This is a genomic window from Frateuria soli (assembly GCF_021117385.1).
Taxonomy (GTDB): domain Bacteria; phylum Pseudomonadota; class Gammaproteobacteria; order Xanthomonadales; family Rhodanobacteraceae; genus Frateuria_A; species Frateuria_A soli.
The window spans coordinates 654,509-676,285 of sequence record NZ_CP088252.1 but is presented as its reverse complement, the minus strand read 5'-3'; the positions used below and the strand labels follow the sequence as shown (position 1 = coordinate 676,285).

Here is a 21,777-nt window from a genome sequence, read left to right as displayed (position 1 = left end):
CACCCTCCACCGTGAGCGCGGATGCGCAGCGCCGAAGCCAAAGGCCTCGCGTCCCACCCACGACCCTGCGCCTATACTCGCGCGTATCCCGCAACAGGAACGCGCCATGGATTTCCTGCAGACCGGGCCGCAACTGGTCCACCCGTACCGCAACGACCGCACGCTGCTGGCCTTGCTGGACCGCGTGATTCCGTCGGACCGGCGGCCGGCGCTCGAGGCCGACCTCGACGCCCTGGGCGACTACGCACAATTCGCCTGGGAGCGCGCCCGCCGCAGCACGCCACGAACACCGGTGCTCACGCGCTGGGATGCATGGGGCCGGCGCGTGGACCGCATCGAACTGACCGCCGCCTGGCAGGAAGGCGCCGGCCTGACCACCCGCCACGCGATCCTGGCGGCCGGTCACGAGCCACACGAACACGCACGACTGGAGCAGTTCGCCCGCGTCTACCTCTATCACCTGGCCAGCGAGTTCTACACCTGCCCGCTGGCGATGACCGATGGCGCCATCGCAGCGCTGAAGGCGTCCGGCAACCAGGTGCTGATCGACCGCGCGCTGCCGCATTTCCTCAGCCGCGATCCGGCCACCTTCTGGCTGAGTGGTCAGTGGATGACCGAGACCGCCGGCGGATCCGACGTGGGCCGCACCGGCACCGTCGCGCGGCAGGATGAAGCCGGCCAGTGGCGCCTGTACGGACGCAAGTGGTTCAGTTCGGCCGTGGTGGGCGAGGCCGCGCTCGCGCTGGCGCGCCCGGACGGCGCCGGCGAGGGTGCCGCCGCGCTGGCCCTGTTCTACGCCGAGACGATGGACGGCACGGCGCGCAAGCCGGAGCTGGTGGTCGAGCGCCTGAAAGACAAACTTGGCACCCGCGAGCTGCCGACCGCCGAGATCCACCTCGACGGCCTGCCGGCCTGGCCGCTGGGCGAGCTGGCGCAGGGCGTGCGTCAGGTCGCGCCGATGCTCAACGTCACCCGCACCTGGAACGCCGTGTGCGCGGTGGCCAGCATGGCGCGCGCGCTGGCGCTCGCCTGCGACTACGCGGCGCGGCGCGAAGCGTTTGGCCACCCCTTGATCGAGCAACCGCTGCATGCGCGCACCCTGGCCGACATGCGCGCCGAGTTCGAAGGCGCCTTCGCGCTGGCGTTCGAGGTCGTGCAACTGCTTGGCCGCGTGGAACAAGGCCAGGCCGCGCCGCATGAGGGTGCGCTGCTGCGCCTGCTCACGCCGCTGGCCAAGCTGTGGACCGGCAAGGTGGCGGTGGCGCTGTGCTCCGAGGCACTCGAGTGCTTCGGCGGCGCCGGCTACATCGAGGACACCGGGCTGCCCCAACTGCTGCGCGACGCGCAGGTCTACGCGATCTGGGAAGGCACCACCAACGTGCTCGCGCTGGATAGCCTGCGCGCGCTCGGCGAGGGCCTGGGCGCGCTGCGCACCGCGATCGACGGCTGGGTCGATGGCTGCCATGAGCCCGAGGCAGTGGCGCCCATCCACGCTGCGTTCGATGCGGCCTCACGACAATTGCAGGCGTCCGGGAGCGACCGCGCCGATCTGGAGGCCGCGGCTCGCGGCCTGTCGCTCACGCTGGCCCGCTGCGCCGCGGCCGCCCTGCTCGCGCGCCAGTCGACCTTCGCCCGCGGACGGTGCGACATGCGTCCCGGGGCGGCGTTGCGGCGCTTCGTGGCACACGGGCTGGACCGCCTGGCACCCGCGGATCCGGCCGATACGCGACTGTTGCTCTGATCGCCATCGATACGGGCGTGCCCGGCATGGCGCGGCGGACGCGCGCAAGGGGCCACCACCCATTAAACTCGCGCTTTTCCCCCATCGACGTCGAAGCCATGCAGCACCTGACCATCGTCACTACCGGCGGCACCATCGACAAGATCTATTTCGACGACAAGTCGGACTACAAGATCGGCGCGCCGCAGATCGGCGAGATCCTCGGCCAGCTCGGCGTGGCGTTCGAATTCGATGTGATCCCGATCCTGCGCAAGGACAGCCTGCACATGGGCGACGAGGACCGCGCGCTGATCCGCTCGACCATCGAGGCCCAGCCACACCGGCACGTGCTGGTCACCCACGGCACCGACACCATGGTCGAGACCGCGCGCGAGCTTGCGACCATCCCGGGCAAGGTGATCGTGCTGACCGGCGCACTGAATCCCGCGCGTTTCCAGGGCTCCGATGCGGTGTTCAACATCGGCTGCGCCGTGGCGGCGGTGCAGACCCTGCCCGACGGCGTCTACATCACGATGAACGGCCGCGTGTGGGACCCCGCCAAGGTGCGCAAGAACCGCGCCGAAAACCGCTTCGAGGAAAACGGCTGACCTGCATCCACGCCGCAGCGCCGCGACGCCGGATCGGCCAAAAAAAAAGAACCCCGGCCGCAGCCGGGGTTCCTTTTTTCTGACGTCCGGGAGACCGCGCCGGGTCGGGCGCGGCCCGAGGCCTGCCTCAGTTCATCGTTTCGGTCAGCGTCACGCCGGAGAACGTCTGGTACGCACGCACCTTGATGTAGTAGGTGGTGGTCGTCGAGGGCGTGAAGGTGCAGCTCTCGTTGTTGCCGGTCTTGTACGGACGGCAGTTGTAGGAGCTGGTGGTCGGCGCAGAGCCGGCCCGCACATACAGGTCCGCGTCACCGGTACCGCCGGAGATCGCAAACGTCGCCGTGTGGCCGGCCTGCACCGTTTCGGTATAGGTGCTCGACCAGTTGCCCGTGGTCACGGTCGGCAGGTTCACCGAATCGCTGGTGCCGCCACCGCCGCCGCCCGTGGTGTAGGACGCCTTCACCGTGACGCTGGAATACGACGAGTAGCCGTGCACCTTGATGTAATAGGTGCCCGCCTGCGGCGAGGAGACCGTGCAGCTCTCGCTGTTGCCGGCCTTGTACGGACGGCAGTCGTAGCTGCTCAGCGTCGGCGCCGAGCCGAACTTGGTGTAGAGGTCCGCATCGCCGCTGCCACCGGAGATGGACATCACCAGGTTGGAGGCGCCAGCGGGCACCTTGATCAGGTAGTCATGATCCTGGCCGGACGAGCCGGACACGCCCGTCACGGCCACGCCGTTCTGCAGTTCGACCGTGCTGCCGCCACCGCCGCCGCCGCCACTCGGGCAGGTGACGCCGACCTGGGTGAAGGCCGCCACCACGTCGCTCGAGCTGAAGCCCAGGGCGGTCGCGGCCGACTCGACGCCGCAGGCACCGTTGTTGAAGTCGGAGGTCGCGGTCCAGTACGACTTGTTGGCCAGCGCGAACGCCTGGAAGGCCTTCTTCACGTCCCAGCCGGAGGACTTGGCGAGCAGGCAGAACGCCTTGTTGTAGACACCGGAGGAATAGTGGACGTCGATGCCGCTGTAGTAGTCGGCCGCGTTGTCGATCGAGCCGCCGTCCTGGGTCGGGTTGCACATGAAGCGCAGCGCGGTACCGCTCTTCATGATGTCGGCGCCGACCAGAAAGTCGGCCGCGCCGCGGTCATAGAACTCGGCCGCTTCGCCGGCGATGTCCGAATAGGCCTCGTTCATGCCGCCGGGCTGCCCGCTGTACTGCAGGCCGGAGTTCTGCTCGGTGTAGCCGTGGCTGATCTCGTGACTGGTCACGTCCAGCGAGACCAGCGGGTAGAACGTGCTGGCGCCGTCGCCGAAGTACATCGCGGTGCCGTCCCAGAACGCGTTCTCGTAGTTGCTCTTGTAATGCACGTTCATGCGCAGCTGCATGTTCAGCGGCTGGGCGCCGGTGTAGGCCACGTACATGTCATGCACGACGCCGCCGAAGTGGTGCGCGTCGTTGACCGGCGAATAGGCGCCGTTGATCGCGTCGGTATCGCTGGTCGGGCAGGTGAAGCTGACCAGGGTGCCGCCGCTGGTGCCGTGGTTGAGGTTGTAGGTCACCACGTTGGAGTTCTGCAGGTAGCAGGTGCTGCCCGACTGGGTTACGTCCAGCGCCGCGTAGTCGGTGCCGTAATAGTACTTGCCGGTCTTCTGGTTGCCGCCCGGGCCGTTGGCGGTGGCGTCGGTCAGGCCGTCCCAGCTCTGGATCACCTCGCCGGTGTGTGCATCGACGATCGCGGTCGGACGGCTCGGATGCTGGCCACCGACGACGTACGACGTGAGGTAGACCAGGCGCGGCGAGCCGTTGTCCTGCGGATAGACGAACAGGTCCGCCTTCCGGTTGCTGATCGACACGCCGCCCGCCAGCATGGTGTGCGCGTGTGCCTGCAGCTTGGCGATGGCCTCGGCGCCACTGAGACGGGGCGTGACCGAAAGCGGCGCGGCCAGGTTGGCCGGCAACTTCATCACCTGGCCGGAGGCGCGCAGCACGTTGCCGTGCACGTCCTGCTCCACCGCGACGCTGCGGCCGTAGACCGGCACGCCGCGGTACATCTGCTGCTGGCGCACCACCTGCTTGCCGTTGGGCAGATGCGCGGTACCGCGTGCGGAAAGCGACATGTCCGCGCCGAGGTTCAGGCGCGCCGCGAGGCTGCCAGCCGGCACCGCACCGAGGTTCCGGGCGTTCACGTGCTCGCTGTTTGCTGCCAGGGCGGTCGAGGCGCATGCCATGCCGATCGCGGCAACCAGGAGCTTCAGACGGATATTGCTTGGCATTTCAGGTACTCCATAAGAGAGAAATTCGGGACGAGCAACCCTGATGCGGTCGCGTCGGACCCCATGCGTGATTGAGCCGTGCCGTGCACGGCGCCACTGTTTGCCAACGGTCCTGGCCGCATCCCGATGCGCGCTGCTTCTCCCCCTTTTCTTCCATGAGAGGGCAGTACGCGGGCTCATCATGCGAGGGCGACGCAGAAACCCCCTCGCGTCGCTGCAGGACCATCCGTCAACCTCCCCGCCAACGGATTCGTCGACATTAGGGAGGAACACGCGAGGCGACAAGGGTGAATTTTTCCTAGGTTTTCGAACTGTGATGACCGCTGTTAGGACAGCGCGAAAGCCTTGTCACAGCGGCGTTTGCGCGCCTTCCCGGGAGCACGGGCGCGCGCACGAAAAAGCCCGGCATCGCCGGGCTTTGAAACAGTTTGCGAAGGCTTGGCTTTCAGAGCATCCCGGTCTCGAGCTTCGCCGCGTCGGACATCATCGAGTGGTTCCACGGCGGATCGAACACCAGGTCGACGTCGGTCTCGCCGACGGTGGGAATCAGTTGCAGCTTGGTGCGCACGTCATCCACCAGGATGTCGCCCATGCCGCAGCCGGGCGCAGTCAGGGTGAGCTTGACGTAGACCTTGCGCGTGCCGTCGACGGCGGCGTCGATCGATACGTCGTAGACCAGTCCCAGCTCCACCACGTTGATCGGGATCTCGGGATCGAACACCGTGCGCAACTGCTCCCACACGAGCTTTTCCACATCCTCGTTGCTGGCATTGGCGGCCAGCGCGATCGGCGGCGGCGGCTCCTTGCCGAGCGCATCGGCATCCTGGCCGGCGATGCGGAACAGGTTGCCTTCCACGTACACGGTGAAGCTGCCGCCGAGCGCCTGGGTGATGTAGCCGATCTGTCCGGCGGGCAACACCACGCCCTCCCCCTGCGGCACCATCACCGCATTGCAGTCACGCTCCAGGGTGAAGGGTTCGCTGCTAAGACTGAAACCACTCATGCCGATCCTGCCAATACTCGAGGCCGCGCGCAGGCGCGGCGGAAGCGCTCTATTATGCCGCGCCGGCGGCACGACCCGCTGATCAAGATCAGGCCTGCGCGGCCGATCTCAAGCGAGCCGTCGCATGCGGGCCCGGCAGCACCCATGCGACGGGTTATCATGTCCGTTTGCCTGGATCCACTGGAACCGCATGCCGCTCGACCTTCCAATGCCGCACGGACCCCGTCCGTGCGCCTGATCACGCTGCTGTCCGCCGCCTTCAGCGCGGCCATGCTCGGACTTGCCGCCGGTGCGGTATGGATGCTTCCGACGATGGCGCTGCAACGCCCGCTGCCCGCGCTGGCGCTGGTCGCCGGGGCCCTGCTGGCGCTGGCCATACGCAGCTGGGTGCGACCGGCCGGACGCGTGGCCGGCATCCTGGCCGCCGGCGCGACCGTGCTGGCCGCGGCCTACGTGGGCGTACTTACCGCCGCCGCCCGCATCGCCGGCTCCATGGGCATCGGCATGCTCGACGCGCTGCGCGGCGCCGGCCTGGCCATGCTGCTGGACCTGGCGCAACTGGCGGTGCGTCCGTCCGATCTCGTGTTTACCCTGGCCGGCGCCTTGCTGGCTGCCTGGATCGCCGGCCGCCCGCCACGGAAGGCATCGTAGGGCGGGCGGGAGCCGTGGTAGGCCGAAGCCCACCCCTGCGCGCACTACGCGTCCAGCCCCTTGAGCGCCGCCACCAGCCCGGCCGCCACCGCCTGTCCATCGCCGTACAGCATGCGCGCGTTGTCGGCGTAGAACAGCGCGTTCTCGATGCCGGCAAAGCCGGTGCCCTTGCCGCGCTTGACCACGATGACGTTCTTCGCCGCGGCCACGTCCAGGATCGGCATGCCATAGATCGGCGATGCCGGATCGGTCTTGGCCAGCGGGTTGACCACGTCGTTGGCGCCGATCACCAGCGCGACGTCGGTGCTCGGGAACTCCGCGTTGATCTCGTCCATGTCCGCGATCAGGTCGTACGGCACGCCCGCCTCGGCCAGCAACACGTTCATGTGCCCCGGCATGCGCCCGGCGACCGGATGGATGGCGAACTTCACCTTGACCCCGCGCTCGATCAGCAGCCGTGCGAACTCCCACACCTTGTGCTGCGCCTGCGCCACCGCCATGCCGTAACCAGGGACGATCACCACGCGCTCGGCATAGGCCATCATCACCGCCGCGTCGTTCGCCTCGATCGGCTTCTGCGCGCCGCCGATCGCCTGCGCGGCACCCGCGGCGGCACCGAAACTGCCGAACAGCACGTTGCCGAGCGAGCGGTTCATCGCCCTGGCCATCAGCTGGGTGAGCAGGGTGCCGGCCGCGCCGACCACCGTGCCGGCGATGATCATCGCCTCGTTGCCCAGCACGAAGCCCTCGAACGCCACCGCCAGCCCGGTGAATGCGTTGTACAGCGAGATCACCACCGGCATGTCGGCACCGCCGATGGGGAGCGTCATCATCAGGCCGAACAACAGCGCCAGCGCGAAGAATCCGGCGATCACGCCTGGCGCGAGCGTGCCGGCGGCCAGCAGCACGCCCAGCACGATCGCCAGCGCCAGCACGGCGAGGTTCAGCGCGCGCTGGCCGGGAAACACGAAGCGCCGGTCCAGCCAGCCCTGCAGCTTGGCGAAGGCGACCAGCGAGCCGGAAAAGCTTACCGCGCCGATCAGCGCACCCAGCACCGCCAGTGCCAGCTGCATGGTGCCCGGCGCCTCCCCGTCGGCGGTGAACCGGCCGCCATCGAGGAGCGTCACCGCGGCACCCGAGAAGGCCACCAGCTCGGCCGCGCCGATCGCCGCCGCGGCACCGCCGCCCATGCCGTTGTACAGCGCGACCATCTGCGGCATGGCCGTCATCGCGACGCGTCGGCCCGACCACCATGCCGCCACGGTGCCCAGCAGCAGCGCAGCCAGGATCAGCCCCCGATGGGCCAGTCCCGGCAGCGCGAAGGTCGCCGCCACCGCCAGTGCCATGCCCACGCCCGCCCACACGATGCCGCCGCGCGCGCTGCGCGGGGAGCTCATGCGCTTGAGGCCCAGGATGAAAAGCAGCGCAGCGAGGAAATAACAGGCCTTGATCGCCCCCGGCAGCCAGCTCATCAGCGCGACTCCCGGCCGCCGGGACGGCTGGACTTGAACATCTCCAGCATCCGCTCGGTCACCACGTAGCCGCCTGCCGCGTTGCCGGCGCCCAGCAGCACCCCGACGAACCCGATGCCGATTTCCAGTGGCGTCTGCGCATGTCCCAGCGCGATCATGGCGCCGACCAGCACGATCCCGTGAATGAAGTTCGAACCGGACATCAGCGGCGTATGCAGGATCACCGGCACCCGCGCGATGATCTCGTAGCCGGTGAACGCCGCGAGCATGAAGACATACAGCGCCAGGAAACCGTCGAGCATGACCCCTTCCCCTGTCCGCGCGCCCCTTCGAGCGGTTGCGACCGCATCATACGGTCACGCGTCAACCCGTGCGAGCCTGCCGCGTTGAAGCATCCGACCGAACCGGAACAGGGCCGCAGTGCCGATGACGCGGATCTCGATGCCATGAGCAGCCTTGCAGGCACTCTCGACGGCGACCTGCTGGCGACGCGGGAGCGCGCCGTACCGGCGTCGCTGGACGCCTTCCTGGCCGACGTCGAGCGGCGCGCCTTCCGCCTGGCCGAGCTGCAACTGGGCCATCGCGAGGACGCGCTCGACGCGGTGCAGGACGCCATGCTGCGGCTGGTCAAGCACTACCACGACAAGCCCGCGCAGGAGTGGACGCCACTGTTCTGGGGCATCCTGCGCCGCCGCATCGTCGATCTGCAGCGGCGCCGCAAGGTGCGCTCGATCGTGGTCGGCTGGCTGGGCGGGCGCGACGAGGACGGTGAGGACCTGCCGCCGTGGGAACCGGCCGACAACGGCCCCGGTCCGCTGCAGCGGCTGCATGACAGCCAGTCCTGGGCCGACCTGTCCGCCGCGGTGCAGCGCCTGCCGCAACGCCAGCGCGAAGCGTTCCTGCTGCGCATGCTGGAGGGCCTGGACGTGGCACAGACCGCACGAGCCATGGGTTGCTCCGAAGGCAGCGTGAAAACCCATCTGTCCCGCGCGATGCACCACCTGCGCGACCAACTGGAGGACTGGCGATGACGCCCGATCCTGATAAGTACCGCCCCGATGAGAGCCATCCTCGCCAGCCTGGTTCCGACAGGCTGGCCCGGCGCGCCCGCGCGCTGTACCTGGATGCCAGCCGGCAGCTCGACCCGGCCACCGCCGGCCGCCTGCGCGCCGCCCGGCGACAGGCGCTGGATGCCGCACGACCGGCCCCGCGGCTCGCCTCGCGCCTGCTGCTGCCGGCCGGTGCGTTCGCCGTGCTCGCGCTGGCCACGCTGATGATCTGGCAGCCGCTGCGCCATGCCGACCGTGCGCCCTCGCACGCGATGCCGGCCGCCGCCGCGGTCGATGCCGACAGCGATCTCCCGCCGGACGCCGACAGCGCCGATCCGCAGCTCTACCAGAACCTCGATTTCTACGGTTGGCTGGCCGCCAACGACCGCGTGAAGGTGCGCCGCTGAGCCATGACCCGCCTCGCCCTGCTCCCGCTGCTGTTCGCCCTGGCCGGCCTGGCGCCGCTGCATGCGCAGGATGGGACGCCGCCCCCCGGCGCGTCGTCCGCGCCTGCAGCCCCGCGTCCCTGGCAGAGCCTGGACCCCACCCAGCAGGAAGTGCTCGCCCCGCTGCGCGGGCACTGGAACGACATGTCGCCGCGCAAGCAGGCCCGCATGCTCAAGCGTGCCGAACACTGGGTCACTCTGCCGCCGGACCGGCGCGAGGAGATCCGCGAGCGGATCGCGCGCTGGCAGGCCATGACGCCCGCGGAACGCGAACGCGCCCGCGAGAACATGCGCAAGTTCCACCGCCTGCCGCCGGAGCAGCGCAAGCGCCTGCACGAGGCCTACGAGCAGTTCCAGCACATGCCGCCGGACCAGCGCGAGCGGCTGCTGCGCCAGTGGCGTTCGCAGACCATCGAGCAGCGGCTGCAGGGGCTCGATCATCCGCCGGGGACGCCGGCGCCGCCCCCACCGCCACGGCAACCACCGGGCCACTGACCGGTTCCGGGCGGCGCAGCCGCTCCTCGAAAGGAGAGCCGCACGCTCGAGCGCTCCCTTCAGGGGAGCGGCCCGGCCCTAGTGCTGGAAACGCGGTTCGCCATCCCGCGTCAGGCAGGTCTTGCCGACCAGCTCGTCCGCGAAGTCCGGCGCCAGTTCGCCATCGCGCAACAGCAGTTCGAGGAAGTTGTACACGTTGCGCGCGTACATCTCCGATGCGTGCAGCGGTGCGCCCGCGGGCAGGTTCAGTGGCCCCAGGATGGTGACGCCCGCATGCTCCACGCGCTCGCCCGGCCGGGTCAGCTCGCAGTTGCCGCCCGCTTCGGCGGCCAGATCCACGATCAGCGCGCCGGGCTTCATGCCCTCGACCATCGCCGCGCCGAGGATCTTCGGCGCCGGGCGACCGGGCACCGCCGCGGTGGCCACGATCACGTCGACGAGCTTGAGATGCTCGGCCAGGGCCTGCTGCTGCGCGCGTCGTTCCTCCTCCGACAGCTCGCGCGCGTAACCGCCGCTGCCGGCGGCGCTGACGCCCAGGTCCAGGAATTTCGCGCCCAGCGATTCAACCTGTTCGCGCGTCTCCGGCCGCACGTCGTAGCCCTCGATCTGTGCGCCGAGCCGCCGCGCCGTGGCGATCGCCTGCAGGCCGGCCACGCCCGCGCCAATGACCAGCACGCGCGAGGGCCGGATGGTGCCGGCGGCGGTAGTCAGCATCGGGAAGAACTTCGGACAGGCCTCGGCCGCGATCAGCATGGCGCGGTAGCCGGCCACCGCCGCCTGCGAGCTCAGCACGTCCATCGCCTGCGCGCGGGTGGTGCGCGGCAGCAGTTCCAGCGCGAAGGCGGTGAGCCTGCGCTTGCCCAGCGCAACGATGCGCGCCGCCGCGCCGTGCGGACGCAACTGGCCGACGACGACGGCGCCCTCGCGCAGCTGCCCCAGGGCTTCATCCGGTGGCGGCAGCACGCACGCAAGCAGCCCGGCCCGCGCCAGCACCTGCGACGCATCGCCAAACTCGATCCCACCGTAGGCGGCGTCCGGAAAACCCGCGGCAACACCGGCCCCGTGTTCCAGCAACACCCGCACGCCCTTGCCTTGCAGCTTGCGCGCGGTTTCCGGCGTGATCGCCACCCGCCGCTCGCCGCCTGCAACCTCGCGCAACGCGCCCACCGTGATCGCCATACGGTTCCCCTGGGACCTGACGCCTCATCCTAGCCCAACGGCCCGGTCCGCAAGCACAGGCCCCTTCTTGACCCGCGCCGCGCCTGGCGCAGTAGACTGGCCCACCGGCAGCGCCATGGCTGGCGCACACGGGGTCTTTGCAAGGGAGATCCCACGTGTCCACTCCGATGCCCCTACCCGTCGTCGACCCGCTGATGCTCGCGGCCCGCGAAGCGCGCGAGCTGGCCTATGCGCCGTATTCGAACTTCCAGGTGGGCGCCGCGGTGCTCACCCGCGACGGCCGCACCTTCACCGGCTGCAACGTGGAGAACGCCTCCTACGGCCTGTGCAACTGCGCCGAACGCACCGCGCTCTTCAACGCCATCGCGGCCGGTTGCCGGCCGGGCGATTTCGCGCGGCTGGCGGTAATCGCCGACACGCCCGGGCCGGTGAGTCCATGTGGCGCCTGCCGGCAGGTGATGGCCGAGCTCTGCGACCAGGCCATGCCGGTGCTGATGGGCAACCTGGCTGATGTGCTGGAGGAGACCACCGTCGGCGCCCTGCTGCCGGGCTCCTTCCGCCTGCCCTGAAGTCGCGATCCCGTGCAGGAGCCCACTTGTGGGCGATGCCCTTGCCCTGAGGCACCAGTGCAGAGCATCGCCCACAAGTGGGCTCCTACGGGGTTGCGGCGGAGGGCGGGTATCATGGACAGCCCGCCTGCGCCCCGGCCGCCATGCCCCCAGCACTCGACCTCCTGATGCAACGCCACTCCGTGCCCTCGCGGCAGCTCGGCGAGCCGGCGCCACGGGGCGCCGAGCTGCACGCGCTGCTTGCGGCCGCGGTGCGCGTCCCCGACCACGGCAAGCTGGTCCCGTTCCGGCTGATCGAGCTGCGCGGCGAGGCTAAGCTGGCTTTCGGCGAGCAGCTGGCCGCGATCGCCGCGCGCAATCCCGCGCTGTCCGAATCCAAGCGCGAGAAGGAACGCACCCGCTACGCATTCGCCCCGTTGGTGCTGGTGGTGGTCGCGCGGATCACCGCCGGCAGCAAGGTGCCGCCGATCGAGCAGGAGATCGCCGCCGGCTGCGTCGCCTACAACCTGCTGCTGGGCGCACACGCGCTGGGCTACGGCGCGCAATGGTTGACCGGCTGGGCGGCCTACGACCCGGACATCGCCGCCCTGCTTCGCCTGGCCGGCAACGAACGGGTGATCGGCTTCGTGCACCTGGGCACGCCGCAGATCGACGTGCCCGACCGCGAGCGGCCGGCCGTGGACGAAGTATTCTCCACATGGACACCGTGAGCGCCGCAGCCAGCGCCGTCCACCTGGTCGACGGCAGCCTGTACGTGTTCCGCGCCTGGCATTCGATGCCGGACCAGTTCCACGACGCCGACGGGCACCCGGTCAACGCTGTCCACGGCTTCACGCGCTTCCTCTGCGAGCTGCTCGAGAAGAGCCGCGCCGAACACGTCGCGGTGGCCTTCGACGCCTCGCTCACCAGTTCCTTCCGCAACGCGATCTACCCCGCCTACAAGGCCAACCGCGAACTGCCGCCGCCGGAGCTGGAACGCCAGTTCGTGCTTTGTCGCGGGATCACCGAGGCGCTCGGCATCACCGTATTGATCGACCACAGCTACGAGGCCGACGACCTGATCGGCAGCTCGCTGTGGAGCCTGCGCGGACATGGCCTGGACAGCGTGATCGTCTCGGCGGACAAGGACTTCGGCCAGCTCCTGGGCGAGCGCGACGAACAGTGGGACTTCGCCCGCAACATGCGCTGGGGCCCGGCCGGCGTGCACGAGAAGCTCGGCGTGCACCCGCACCAGGTGGCCGACTATCTCGCGCTGTGTGGCGACGCGGTGGACAACATCCCCGGCGTCCCGGGCATCGGTGCCAAGACCGCCGCCGCCCTGCTCGCCCATTTCGGCAGCCTGGACGTGCTGCTGGAGCGCGTCGACGAGATCGCCTTCCTGCGCATCCGCGGCGCCGCCGCCTGCGCCGCTCGGCTGCGCGAGCACGCGGAACTGGCCCTCATGTACCGGCGCCTCACCCGCATCGCGCTGGACGCACCGGTCGCGCCGACCGCCGACGCGCTGCGCCGGCAGGCCGGCAACGGACAACTGGACGCGTTGTGCGAACAGTTGCGCTTCGGGCCCCTCACGCGTTCGCGGTTGCGGGCGCTGGCCGCCGGTTGACGAGCACCGCGCGAGGGCGGCGGCATCGCTCCGGCAGGCACCGGGTGACTGGACGGGTGGCCCTGGGTTATCCTTCGACGGCGGTCCCACGGACCGCATTCTCCTTGGGGAGTAGCCGGCTGCCGCGATGGCAGCAGCGTTCGTCAACACACTTGGCCTGAACCGGCCATGGCGACGCAACCATTTCCGGTGGCGAGACCAATGGGCCACATGACGCCAGCCGGCCAGGCGCGTCGTGCGGTTCATTCGTCGTGTCCTGGCCGAGAGTGATGCCCCACCCATGAGTTGGATCTCGATCTTGTTCCTCGGTCTGGCGATGTCGACCGACGCCTTCGCCGCTGCGCTCGGCAAGGGCGCCGGCATGGCCAGGCCCCGTCCGGCCGACGCACTTCGGATCGGTTCGATCTTCGGCGTGGTGGAGGGCCTCACGCCCGTCATCGGCTGGCTGGTCGGGATTGCGGCATCGCGTTACGTCCAGAGATGGGATCACTGGATCGCGTTCGGCCTGCTGGTCGCGCTCGGCCTGCACATGTTGTGGAAGGCGTGGGCGGCCAATGGCGACGAGGAGCCCGAGCCGACACGCGGCACGGGCTTTCTTGCGCTAGCCCTGACCGGCCTGGCGACCAGCATCGACGCCATGGCGGTGGGCGTGGGCCTGGCATTCGTCGATACGCCGATCTGGATCATCGCCTGCGTCATCGGCCTGTGCACCTTTGTCATGGTCAGCATCGGCATCATGCTGGGGCATCTGGTGGGCCGCCTCGTCGGCAAGTGGGCCGAGGCCCTGGGCGGGGTGGTCCTGATCGCGGTGGGTGCGGCCATCCTGTACGAACACCTGTCGAGCGCATGAGCCGCCCACCCGTGATTGCCGGGTCACGCCAGGCACGGCACCATGCCGCCATCCTCCGCCTGGCAGCCCCATGAACGACGAGCGCATTCCCGACGACGTCCACGCCCCGGTCGAAACCCTCTGCGAGGGCCGCTGGCTCAGCCTGCGCAAGCGTGGGCGCTGGGAATACGCCGAGCGCAACAACCCCGGCGGCGCGGTGATCATCGTCGCGGTGACGCCGCAGGACTGCGTGCTGTTCGTGGAGCAGTACCGCGTGTCGATCCTCAAGCACACGATCGAGATGCCGGCCGGGCTGGTCGGGGACCTCGCCGACCAGCCCGACGAAAGCGCGTTGCTGGCCGCCGCGCGCGAGCTGGAGGAGGAAACCGGCTACCGCTGCGCCCATGTCGAATTCATCCACGAGGGTCCGTCCTCCTCGGGCATGAGCACCGAGATGATCGCTTTCGTGCGTGCCCATGACCTGGTCCGGGTAGGCGCCGGCGGCGGCGACGAGAGCGAGAACATCGTGGTGCACGAGGTACCCCGGCGCGAGGCCGGTGCGTGGCTGTTCGCCCGCGCCGCAGAGGGCTACTCGATCGACCCGAAGCTGTTCGCCGGACTGTGGTTCCTGGAACACGGGAGCCGGCGCGGCGACGAGGCATAGGCCGGGCTTCGGCCCGGCATGGCCCGGTCGCAGGTGGCCTTGGGCCGAAACCCGCCCTGCGCAACCCACTAAAGATTTCCCGGCAGCGGCCGATTCCGTGGGTGTCGCCTCCTATCGACATCCCTACTGCCTACTGCAATGGAATCCGCCATGAAAATCCTGCTTGCTTCCGCCCTGTTCCTGCTCGCGCCGATGGCCGCGCAAGCCGCCTGCGCGCCGACCGACTTCGCCGTGCAGGACTTCAAGATCGCCGCCAGCGGCGGCCGCCTGAGCCTGAAGGGCCAGCTGGTCAACCATTGTGCCGAGCCCGCGGCCGCGCAGATCTCGATCGATGCCAAGGATTCCAGCGGCAAGGTGCTCGCGAGCAAGAAGGGCTGGCCCGCCGGCACCGCCAACATCGCTCCGGGCCAGTCGGTCGAGTTCGACCTGGGCCGCCTGTTCCGCTACCAGTCGGACATGCAGAGTTTCACCGCTGGCGTGGCCAACGTGCGTACCTGGTAAGCATCGGTCTGGATGCACCGGCAAAAAGGCCCCGATCGGGGCCTTTTTGCGTTTCAGCGATCTTCGGGGGGAGCGCGAGGCCGGGTTTCTCGCTCGATGCGAGCCCGGCCCCTCACCCCGGTCCTCTCCCCGGGGCGAGAGGGCGTGGGTGGCGCTTACCAGATGTGCACGCGCTGCTTCGGGTCCAGGTAAAGCTTCTGCCCCGGCTTGGGATCGAACGCCTGGTACCACGCATCGATGTTGCGCACGGTCTGCGCGCGGTAGCGGCCCGGTGCGTGGCCGTCGGTGACGACCTGCTGGCGCAGTGCGGCGTCACGGGTCTTGCTGCGCCAGGACTGCGCGTAGGCCAGGAAGAAGCGCTGCGCGCCGGTCAGGCCGTGCATCACCGGCGCCGGCTTGCCGCCCAGCGATTTCTGGTAGGCGATCCAGGCGGCGGTCAGGCCGGAGACGTCGGCGATGTTCTCGCCGAGGGTCTGCTGGCCGTCGATGTGCAGCCCGGGCAGCGGCTCGTAGGCGTTGTACTGGGCGACCAGCTTCTGCCCGGCGGCCTTGAAGTGGGCCAGGTCTTCCGGCGTCCACCAGTTGGCCAGGCGGCCCTGCGCGTCGAACTCGGCGCCCATGTTGTCGAAGCTGTGGCTGATCTCGTGGCCGATCACCGCGCCGATCGAGCCGTAGTTGGCTGCCGCGTCCGCCTTCGGATCGAAGAACGGCGCTTCCAGGATGGCGGCCGGGAAGTTGAGCGCGTTCTGCAGCGGCAGGTTGACCGCGTTGACGGTCTGCGGCGTCATCCACCACTCGCCACGATCCACGCTCTGGCCGAGCTTGGCCTTCTGGTGCCGGAACTCCTGCTCCACCGCGCGCAGATGGTTGCCCAGCGCGTCGTCCGGCTTGATCACCAGTGCGCTGTAGTCGCGCCAGGTTTCCGGGTAACCCACGCCGACCTTGAGCGACTCGATCTTGGCCTTGGCCTTGGCCTTGGTGGCGTCGGTCATCCAGTCAAGCTGGCCTACGCGCTCGTCAAACGCAGCCAGGATGTTCTTGACCATCGCCTGCACCTGGGCCTTGGATGCGGGCGGGAAGTACTTCTTGACGTAGATCTGCCCGACCGCGTCGCCGAGGTCGTTGTTGACTGCGCCGATCGCCCGCTTCCAGCGGTCGCGCTGCTTGGGCGTGCCGGTCAGCGTGTGGCCGTAGAACTCGAAGCTGGCGTCGGCGTAGGCCTTGGGCAACAGGCCGGCGCTCTCGTTGATGGTGTGGAAGGTGAGGTAGTCCTTCCAGGTGTCGAGCGGCTCGCTGCCGACCAGCGCGGAGAGGCCCTTGATCGCATCGGGCTGCCACGCGTCGATCACCGGCTGGCCGGCCAGTCCCGCGGCCTCGAAGTAGGCGTTCCAGTCCATGCCCGGGGCCTTCTGCGCGTAGGCGCTGACCGGCCACGGGTTGTTGGCCTTGTGCACGTCCTCGGTCTCGACCAGGCTGGCCTGCGCCTTGGCGATCTTCATCTCCAGGCCGAAGATGGCATCCGCCCTGGCCTTCGCATCGGCCACGCCGGCGCGCTGCAGGGTGGCGGCGATGTACGCCTTGTACTTGTCGCGGAAGCCGACCATCTCCGCGTCGTCTTTCAGGTAGTAGTCGCGGTTGGGCATTCCCAGGCCGCCCTGCAACAGGTAGGCGATGTTGTGCGAGGGGTCTTCCAGGCCCTGCGCCACGAACAGGCCGAACAGGTGCTCGGTGTGGTAGTTGGTGGCGTTGATCGGGTCGACGTCGGCACGCAGCTGGCCGCCGAGCACGCGCGAGAGGCCGGTGCGGTCTTCGATCGCCTTGATGCGGTCGAGTTCGGGCTTGAGCGGGGCGAGGCCCGCCTTCTCGATCGCCGCCTCGTTCATGAAGGCCGCGTAGTAGTCGGCGATCTTGCGCTGGTCGCTGCCGGCGGGCGGGTGGCTGGCGCCGGCCTCGCGCACGATCTGCGCGTTGCGCTTCTCCGCCTTCTGGAACACTTCCAGGAAGATGCCGGTGCTGGCGCGGTCGGCGGGGATGACCGCGTTCTTGCGCCAGGTGCCGTTGGCGAAGTCGTCGAAATCGTCGCCCGGCTTGACCGAGCGATCCATGCCGGCCAGGTCCACGCCGATCGCTCCGCCGACCGGAATGCCCGCCGGTGCCTTGCCCTGCTGGGCCGCCGCCGCGAATGCTCCCGCGCTCACCGCCGAACCGCACAACAGCGCGGTCGCCACCATCCATCGCATCGCTTGCATTGATTTGCTCCGCTCGAAACAGACACCCACGATAGCCCCGAACCGGCAAGCGGGTGTGCATGACCTGTGGGCTAGTCGGCGGGGCGCGCGCGTTGCGCGTGGTCAGGCGGGCTGGTCATGGCCAAGCCAGTGCCGCGACAGGCGGGACAATCCCAGGCAGGCCGCGAGCGCCCAGACCCAGGGCCTGGCCAGCCACGCGCCGACTGCGCCCTGATCGAGCACGGGCAACCATCGGGCGCCGTAAATGGCGAAGACAGCCAGCCCGGCCACGACCATGACGGCGACGAGCAGCGCGAACAGGTCTCGTTCCAGGCGGCCATCGAGCGGCGGCGCGGCGGTTGCCGCCCGCCGCGCCACGCGGCGGGCGAAGTCGGCGGGCAGTTGTTCGTCCGGCGGCTGCGCAAGCAGTTCCGCCATGCGCCGGTAGGTGTCCGACGACGCGTCGCCCGCCCGTGGGGCGCGACCCGCGCGCTGGTCGGCCAGCGCCCGCTCCTGCAGTGACCATTCGCGCTCTTCCAGGGGAGACAAACGGGCATCGTGGTTCATACGGCAACTCCCAGCGGACCTTCCAGCACGCCACGAAGGCGCAGGCGCGCACGGAACAGGTGGCTCTTGATGGTGCCGGAGGCCAGGCCGGTGATCGTGGCGATCTCCGGAATGGTGGCCTCCTCCAGGTGATAGAGCGTGAGCACCGCCCGCTGCACCGGCGGCAACGTGTCGATGGCCGCGTGCAGGCGGCGTGCGGCCTGCGCGTCGCCAAAGGCCTGCTCCAGGTCGAAGTCCCCGCCCAGGTTCTCCAGTGGCGAGCCGGCCTCCTCGTCCGCGGCCGGCTCGAACAGCGGGATGCGCTTGCGCTGCAGGTGGCGCAGCGCGATCGAATAGGCGATCTGGCCGATCCAGGACTTCAGTGCGCTCTCGTAGCGGTACTGGTGCAGGCACTGATGCACGCGCAGGAAGGTCTCCTGGCACAGCTCCTGCGCATCGTCGGGGTGGCGCACCATGCGGTAGATGATGTGCCAGCACAGGCCCTGGTAGGTGCGCACCAGGCGCTCGAACGCGCCGGGCGCGCCGCGCAGCACGGCATCGACCAGTTCGCGGTCCGGGTGGGTCGGGGTTCGCGCATCCATCGCCAGCTGGGATACGCGCGAGGGCCGAACGGTTGCAAGTGCCGGGCTGCAACCGCCGCGGCGTCCGGCGTCTCTCTTGTGCCGAATCCCTTCACGCCGGAGCCCGCGCCATGAATTTCGACATCCTCATCCCCATCACGCTGTTCGTCTGCATCACCTATGCCATCAAGGCAGTCGTCGACGCGCGGGTGCGCCGGCAGATGGTCACGGTGGGCGGTTCGGAGGAACTGGTGCGCTCGGTGCTGCAGGGCGACGAACTGCGCCGCCGGCACGCCTCGCTGCACTGGGGCATCGTGCTGGTGGCGCTGGCGACCGGCTTCGGGCTGATCCAGGCGTTCGGCTGGCAGGACCTCAATCCCGGCATGGTCGCCGTGCTCGCTGGCGCGACCGGGCTGGGTAACCTGGTCTTCTACGCGATCGCCAGGAAGCTGGGCTGAGCCTGCTCTGCTCCCTCGCCCCTCCGGGGAGAGGGAGCCAGAAGCGTCCGAGCCCCGGCCGCCTCCCCGGAGCGGCGAGGGAGCTGGGCTCAGTGCAGCACGAACAGTTTGTCGAAGCCGGCCACGCGCAACGTGCCGCGCAATTCGTCGCGCGCGTTGACGATGCGGATCTCGGCGCGGTCGGCGCCGGCGTGCTCGCGCAGCAGCAGCAACATGCCCAGCGCGGAACTGTCCATGCGGGTGACTTCGCCCAGGTCGATCACGTAGCAGCGCGCCTTGACGTTCGACGCCAGGCAGGCGTCGTGGAAGTCGCGGTGCATGCTGAAGTCGAAGTGCTCGCCCAGGTGCAGGGTCAGGCAGTCGGTGTCGCTGTCGTGGTGGACATTGATGTTCATCGGTTACTCCGGAGGCAAAACACGATCCACGGATGGATCGCGCGCCCGTCGGACGCGGGTCCGGCAGGCGGAGCCGAGTCCGGGCGTGTACCGGACTCGAGCGAACCGGAAAGGCGCAGAGGCCACTTTTCCGGTCTACGGTTCAAAACAGTTCGATCTCGCCGGCGTCCATGGAACTCTGCAGCGCCGGTCCGCGCGAGCGCAGGCGGGCCTTCTCGCGCTGCACCGCCAGCCGGGAGCGCACGCGCTGGGCGCGGGCTTCCAGCGCCTCGGCGTCGATCTTGCTGCAGGCCAGTTCCTCGATGTCGCGGGTGCAGTCGGCGGTGATTTCCTGCAGTTCGACCAGGCGCGAACGGGTCTGCTGAAGCAGCTGGCTGAGGATGTCCTCGAACTGCAGCGAACGGATCGTGGTCGACACGTCCGAGCCCAGGCCGCGGTTGATCTCCACCACCTGGTCCGCGACCGCGTTGGTACGCGCATCGGACTCGGTGACGTGCGCCATCATCGCGTCGATGCCGCCCTTGGCCGACAGCGCGACGTTGAGGTCCTGCGAGGCCATGGTGCCGACCAGTCCCCGCAGTTGTTCCATCGCGGCGCGGGCGCGCTCGACGTGGCTGCCGATCTGCTCGTTGAACTGGTTGGAGTTGCTCGCCAGGTTGCGGATCTCGCCCGCCACCACCGCGAAGCCACGGCCGGCCTCGCCCGCACGCGCCGCCTCGATCGAGGCGTTCAACGCCAGCAGGTTGGTCTCCTCGGCGATGGTGTTGACGTTCTTGAGCAGCCCGAACACCGCGTCCATTTCCTTCGCCATGCCGTCGATGCGGTAGACGATGCGCAGGCTCTCGCGCGACATCTGCACGATCATGCCGACGAAATGCTCCAGCAGGTCGCTGGTGCGCGCGGCGAAGTCCTGCACCGAGACGCCGCCGTTCTGCACGTCGATGATCTGCTTGAGCAGCGACTGCTGCAGGCCGGTCTTCTGCGACAGGCCGTCGAAGCCGCCGCCCAGTTCCTGCACGGCGTCGCGCAGCAGGTCCAGGCCCTGGTGCAGCTCGCGGGTGGCGTGGCCGAGTTCGTCGACCAGCGCGCTGCGCACGTCTTCCAGCGCTTCGCGCACCGGCGTGGGATCGTGCGCGTCCGGCGCCACCATCGCGACGGCCGACGCGCTGCGGCGCGTATCGACGATCCAGGCGGCGGCCAGCGCGATCACCAGCAGCGGCGCCAGCCAGGCCGGGTGCCACACCAGGCTGACCAGCAAGGCCACGGCGCTGGCCGAGAAGCCGACCAGGTGGCGGGTGTGGAAGAAGGAGAGGATGGCATGCATGGAATTTCTTCCGTGATCAGAGGGCGGCGGCGCGGGCGGCGCTGTCGAGGGGTTGGCGCGCCAGCTTGAGCAGGCGCGCGGCAATCTGGTCCAGCGGGAGCGCTTCGCGGGCGGCGCCCAGCTTCCAGGCGGCGCCGGGCATGCCCCACACCACCGAGCTGTCCTCGTCCTGCACCAGCGTGGCGGCCCCGGCCTGGGACAGCTCCAGCAGCCCGCGCGCGCCGTCGTCGCCCATGCCGGTGAGCAGCGCGGCGACGGCCGCCTTGCCCACGCTCGCGGCCATCGAGCGGAACAGCACGTCGACGCTGGGCTTGTGGCGGTTCACCGGGGGGCCGTCGTGCAGCCGGCAGACGTACTTGGCACCGTCCCACATCACCAGCAGGTGCTGCGCGCCCGGCGCGATGTAGGCGTGGCCCTGCTGGATCGGCTGGCCATCGCGCGCCTCGCTGACGCGCATCGCCGAGCAGTGGTCCATGCGCGCGGCGAAGGGGCCGCTGAAGGCGGCAGGGATGTGCTGGGTGATGACGACCGGCGGTGCGTCCGGCGGCATCACCTCGAGCACCGCGCGGATCGCCTCGGTGCCGCCGGTCGACGCGCCGATCGCGATGATCGGGCTGCCGCCGCGCGTACCAGCCGACTGCGACAGCGGCAGCACGGCATCGGCCGACAACCGCGGCGTCACGTCCAGCTTGCGCACGACGGTGCGCGCGCGGGGCCTGGCCCGCGCGGCGGTCTTCACCTTGGTGCAGATGTCCTGCGCGCTGTCGGCGAAGGTACTGGCCAGGTCGCTGGAAGGCTTGGTGAAGAAGTCCACCGCGCCCAGCTCCAGCGCACGCAGGGTGACGTCGGCGCCCTGCTCGGTCAGCGATGACACCATCACCACCGGCATTGGACGCAGGCGCATCAGGTTTTCCAGGAAGGTCAGCCCGTCCATGCGCGGCATCTCGACGTCGAGCGTGAGCACGTCCGGATTCAGCTGCTTGATCTTCTCGCGCGCGATCAGCGGATCGGCGGCAGTGCCCACCACTTCGATCTGCGGATCGGAGGCAAGCATGCTCGACAGGAGCTTGCGCACCAGTGCGGAATCGTCGACTACCAGAACTCGCACCTTGTCCATGCCGTTATGTCTCGAAGCTTGCCTGTGAGTGGGATGGAGCCGTGGCGCCGGGTCGTGAGGGCGTTGA

General features: G+C 69.3%; 24 protein-coding genes and 1 riboswitch. Of the genes, 13 read left to right on the top strand and 11 right to left on the bottom strand.

The features are described from left to right. Positions 1 to 106: 106 nt before the first annotated feature. Positions 107 to 1,741, top strand: coding sequence for an acyl-CoA dehydrogenase family protein (locus tag LQ771_RS03000; protein WP_231350927.1), 1,635 nt, complete (start codon positions 107 to 109; stop codon positions 1,739 to 1,741). 98 nt (positions 1,742 to 1,839) lie between these two features. Further along, the gene (locus LQ771_RS02995; protein WP_231350926.1) at positions 1,840 to 2,328 is read left to right on the top strand and encodes an asparaginase domain-containing protein; all 489 of its coding nucleotides are present in this window, start codon (positions 1,840 to 1,842) and stop codon (positions 2,326 to 2,328) included. 127 nt (positions 2,329 to 2,455) lie between these two features. On the opposite strand, the gene LQ771_RS02990 is transcribed toward LQ771_RS02995, so the two are convergent. Continuing rightward, on the bottom strand, positions 2,456 to 4,600 hold the full coding sequence (locus LQ771_RS02990) for a M4 family metallopeptidase (protein WP_231350925.1): 2,145 nt from the start codon (positions 4,598 to 4,600) through the stop codon (positions 2,456 to 2,458). A gap of 445 nt (positions 4,601 to 5,045) precedes the next feature. Further along, a complete protein-coding gene (sufT, locus tag LQ771_RS02985) occupies positions 5,046 to 5,603 on the bottom strand; it encodes a putative Fe-S cluster assembly protein SufT (RefSeq protein WP_231350924.1) in 558 nt (185 codons plus the stop codon). A gap of 228 nt (positions 5,604 to 5,831) precedes the next feature. Here sufT and LQ771_RS02980 point away from each other — a divergent pair, with 228 nt between their 5' ends. Continuing rightward, complete coding sequence (locus LQ771_RS02980) at positions 5,832 to 6,254, top strand: hypothetical protein (protein WP_231350923.1); 423 nt, start codon at positions 5,832 to 5,834, stop codon at positions 6,252 to 6,254. 44 nt (positions 6,255 to 6,298) lie between these two features. On the opposite strand, the gene LQ771_RS02975 is transcribed toward LQ771_RS02980, so the two are convergent. Beyond that, positions 6,299 to 7,726 (bottom strand): NAD(P)(+) transhydrogenase (Re/Si-specific) subunit beta, encoded by a 1,428-nt coding sequence (locus tag LQ771_RS02975; RefSeq protein ID WP_231350922.1) that lies wholly within the window; start codon positions 7,724 to 7,726, stop codon positions 6,299 to 6,301. Beyond that, positions 7,726 to 8,028, bottom strand: coding sequence for an NAD(P) transhydrogenase subunit alpha part 2 (locus tag LQ771_RS02970; RefSeq protein ID WP_231350921.1), 303 nt, complete (start codon positions 8,026 to 8,028; stop codon positions 7,726 to 7,728). Before LQ771_RS02970 ends, LQ771_RS02975 begins: the two co-directional genes overlap by 1 nt. A 144-nt stretch (positions 8,029 to 8,172) precedes the next feature. Between LQ771_RS02970 and LQ771_RS02965 the strand changes: the two genes are divergently transcribed. The 3 genes from LQ771_RS02965 to LQ771_RS02955 are packed head-to-tail and all read left to right on the top strand — an operon-like array spanning position 8,173 to position 9,716. Then, entirely contained in the window at positions 8,173 to 8,757 is a 585-nt protein-coding gene (locus tag LQ771_RS02965; RefSeq protein WP_231350920.1) for an RNA polymerase sigma factor, read from the top strand. Continuing rightward, on the top strand, positions 8,754 to 9,182 hold the full coding sequence (locus LQ771_RS02960; protein ID WP_231350919.1) for a hypothetical protein: 429 nt from the start codon (positions 8,754 to 8,756) through the stop codon (positions 9,180 to 9,182). Before LQ771_RS02965 ends, LQ771_RS02960 begins: the two co-directional genes overlap by 4 nt. Before the next feature lie 3 nt (positions 9,183 to 9,185). Then, entirely contained in the window at positions 9,186 to 9,716 is a 531-nt protein-coding gene (locus LQ771_RS02955; protein WP_231350918.1) for a DUF3106 domain-containing protein, read from the top strand. Positions 9,717 to 9,794: 78 nt separating this feature from the next. Here LQ771_RS02955 and LQ771_RS02950 read toward each other — a convergent pair whose 3' ends face one another. Next, positions 9,795 to 10,895: an NAD(P) transhydrogenase subunit alpha gene (locus LQ771_RS02950; RefSeq protein ID WP_231350917.1), complete on the bottom strand. Its 1,101-nt coding sequence runs from the start codon at positions 10,893 to 10,895 to the stop codon at positions 9,795 to 9,797. A gap of 167 nt (positions 10,896 to 11,062) precedes the next feature. Here LQ771_RS02950 and cdd point away from each other — a divergent pair, with 167 nt between their 5' ends. The 6 genes from cdd (at position 11,063) to LQ771_RS02920 (ending at position 15,061) form a co-directional block, all read left to right on the top strand. Continuing rightward, a complete protein-coding gene (gene cdd / locus LQ771_RS02945) occupies positions 11,063 to 11,464 on the top strand; it encodes a cytidine deaminase (RefSeq protein ID WP_231350916.1) in 402 nt (133 codons plus the stop codon). A 143-nt stretch (positions 11,465 to 11,607) separates the two neighbouring features. Continuing rightward, positions 11,608 to 12,174: a nitroreductase family protein gene (locus tag LQ771_RS02940; protein ID WP_231350915.1), complete on the top strand. Its 567-nt coding sequence runs from the start codon at positions 11,608 to 11,610 to the stop codon at positions 12,172 to 12,174. Continuing rightward, a complete protein-coding gene (locus LQ771_RS02935) occupies positions 12,162 to 13,067 on the top strand; it encodes a 5'-3' exonuclease (protein WP_231350914.1) in 906 nt (301 codons plus the stop codon). The genes LQ771_RS02940 and LQ771_RS02935 overlap by 13 nt, the downstream gene beginning before the upstream one ends. A 94-nt stretch (positions 13,068 to 13,161) precedes the next feature. Then, a riboswitch (yybP-ykoY riboswitch) is annotated at positions 13,162 to 13,338 on the top strand. A gap of 9 nt (positions 13,339 to 13,347) precedes the next feature. After that, positions 13,348 to 13,917 (top strand): manganese efflux pump MntP, encoded by a 570-nt coding sequence (locus LQ771_RS02930; protein WP_231350913.1) that lies wholly within the window; start codon positions 13,348 to 13,350, stop codon positions 13,915 to 13,917. Positions 13,918 to 13,987: 70 nt separating this feature from the next. Then, positions 13,988 to 14,560 carry an NUDIX hydrolase gene (locus LQ771_RS02925; RefSeq protein ID WP_231350912.1) on the top strand — a complete coding sequence of 191 codons (573 nt, stop codon included), beginning with the start codon at positions 13,988 to 13,990 and terminating at the stop codon, positions 14,558 to 14,560. A 150-nt stretch (positions 14,561 to 14,710) separates the two neighbouring features. After that, positions 14,711 to 15,061, top strand: coding sequence for a hypothetical protein (locus LQ771_RS02920; protein ID WP_231350911.1), 351 nt, complete (start codon positions 14,711 to 14,713; stop codon positions 15,059 to 15,061). Between the two features lie 155 nt (positions 15,062 to 15,216). On the opposite strand, the gene LQ771_RS02915 is transcribed toward LQ771_RS02920, so the two are convergent. The 3 genes from LQ771_RS02915 to LQ771_RS02905 form a co-directional block, all read right to left on the bottom strand. Then, positions 15,217 to 17,310 carry a M13 family metallopeptidase gene (locus LQ771_RS02915; protein ID WP_231350910.1) on the bottom strand — a complete coding sequence of 698 codons (2,094 nt, stop codon included), beginning with the start codon at positions 17,308 to 17,310 and terminating at the stop codon, positions 15,217 to 15,219. A gap of 102 nt (positions 17,311 to 17,412) precedes the next feature. Beyond that, the gene (locus LQ771_RS02910; protein WP_231350909.1) at positions 17,413 to 17,856 is read right to left on the bottom strand and encodes a hypothetical protein; all 444 of its coding nucleotides are present in this window, start codon (positions 17,854 to 17,856) and stop codon (positions 17,413 to 17,415) included. Further along, positions 17,853 to 18,437, bottom strand: a complete 585-nt coding sequence (locus tag LQ771_RS02905) for an RNA polymerase sigma factor (protein WP_231350908.1) — start codon at positions 18,435 to 18,437, stop codon at positions 17,853 to 17,855. The genes LQ771_RS02910 and LQ771_RS02905 overlap by 4 nt, the downstream gene beginning before the upstream one ends. Before the next feature lie 110 nt (positions 18,438 to 18,547). On the opposite strand from LQ771_RS02905, the gene LQ771_RS02900 reads away from it, so the two are divergent. Continuing rightward, positions 18,548 to 18,874: a hypothetical protein gene (locus tag LQ771_RS02900; RefSeq protein WP_231350907.1), complete on the top strand. Its 327-nt coding sequence runs from the start codon at positions 18,548 to 18,550 to the stop codon at positions 18,872 to 18,874. An 89-nt stretch (positions 18,875 to 18,963) separates the two neighbouring features. Here the strand turns inward: LQ771_RS02900 and LQ771_RS02895 are convergent, their stop codons facing one another. From LQ771_RS02895 to LQ771_RS02885, 3 genes are all read right to left on the bottom strand, one after another. Next, positions 18,964 to 19,269 (bottom strand): STAS domain-containing protein, encoded by a 306-nt coding sequence (locus LQ771_RS02895; RefSeq protein WP_231350906.1) that lies wholly within the window; start codon positions 19,267 to 19,269, stop codon positions 18,964 to 18,966. A 142-nt stretch (positions 19,270 to 19,411) separates the two neighbouring features. Then, complete coding sequence (locus LQ771_RS02890) at positions 19,412 to 20,593, bottom strand: methyl-accepting chemotaxis protein (RefSeq protein WP_231350905.1); 1,182 nt, start codon at positions 20,591 to 20,593, stop codon at positions 19,412 to 19,414. Between the two features lie 16 nt (positions 20,594 to 20,609). Further along, entirely contained in the window at positions 20,610 to 21,710 is a 1,101-nt protein-coding gene (locus LQ771_RS02885) for a protein-glutamate methylesterase/protein-glutamine glutaminase (protein ID WP_231350904.1), read from the bottom strand. Positions 21,711 to 21,777: the final 67 nt, after the last annotated feature.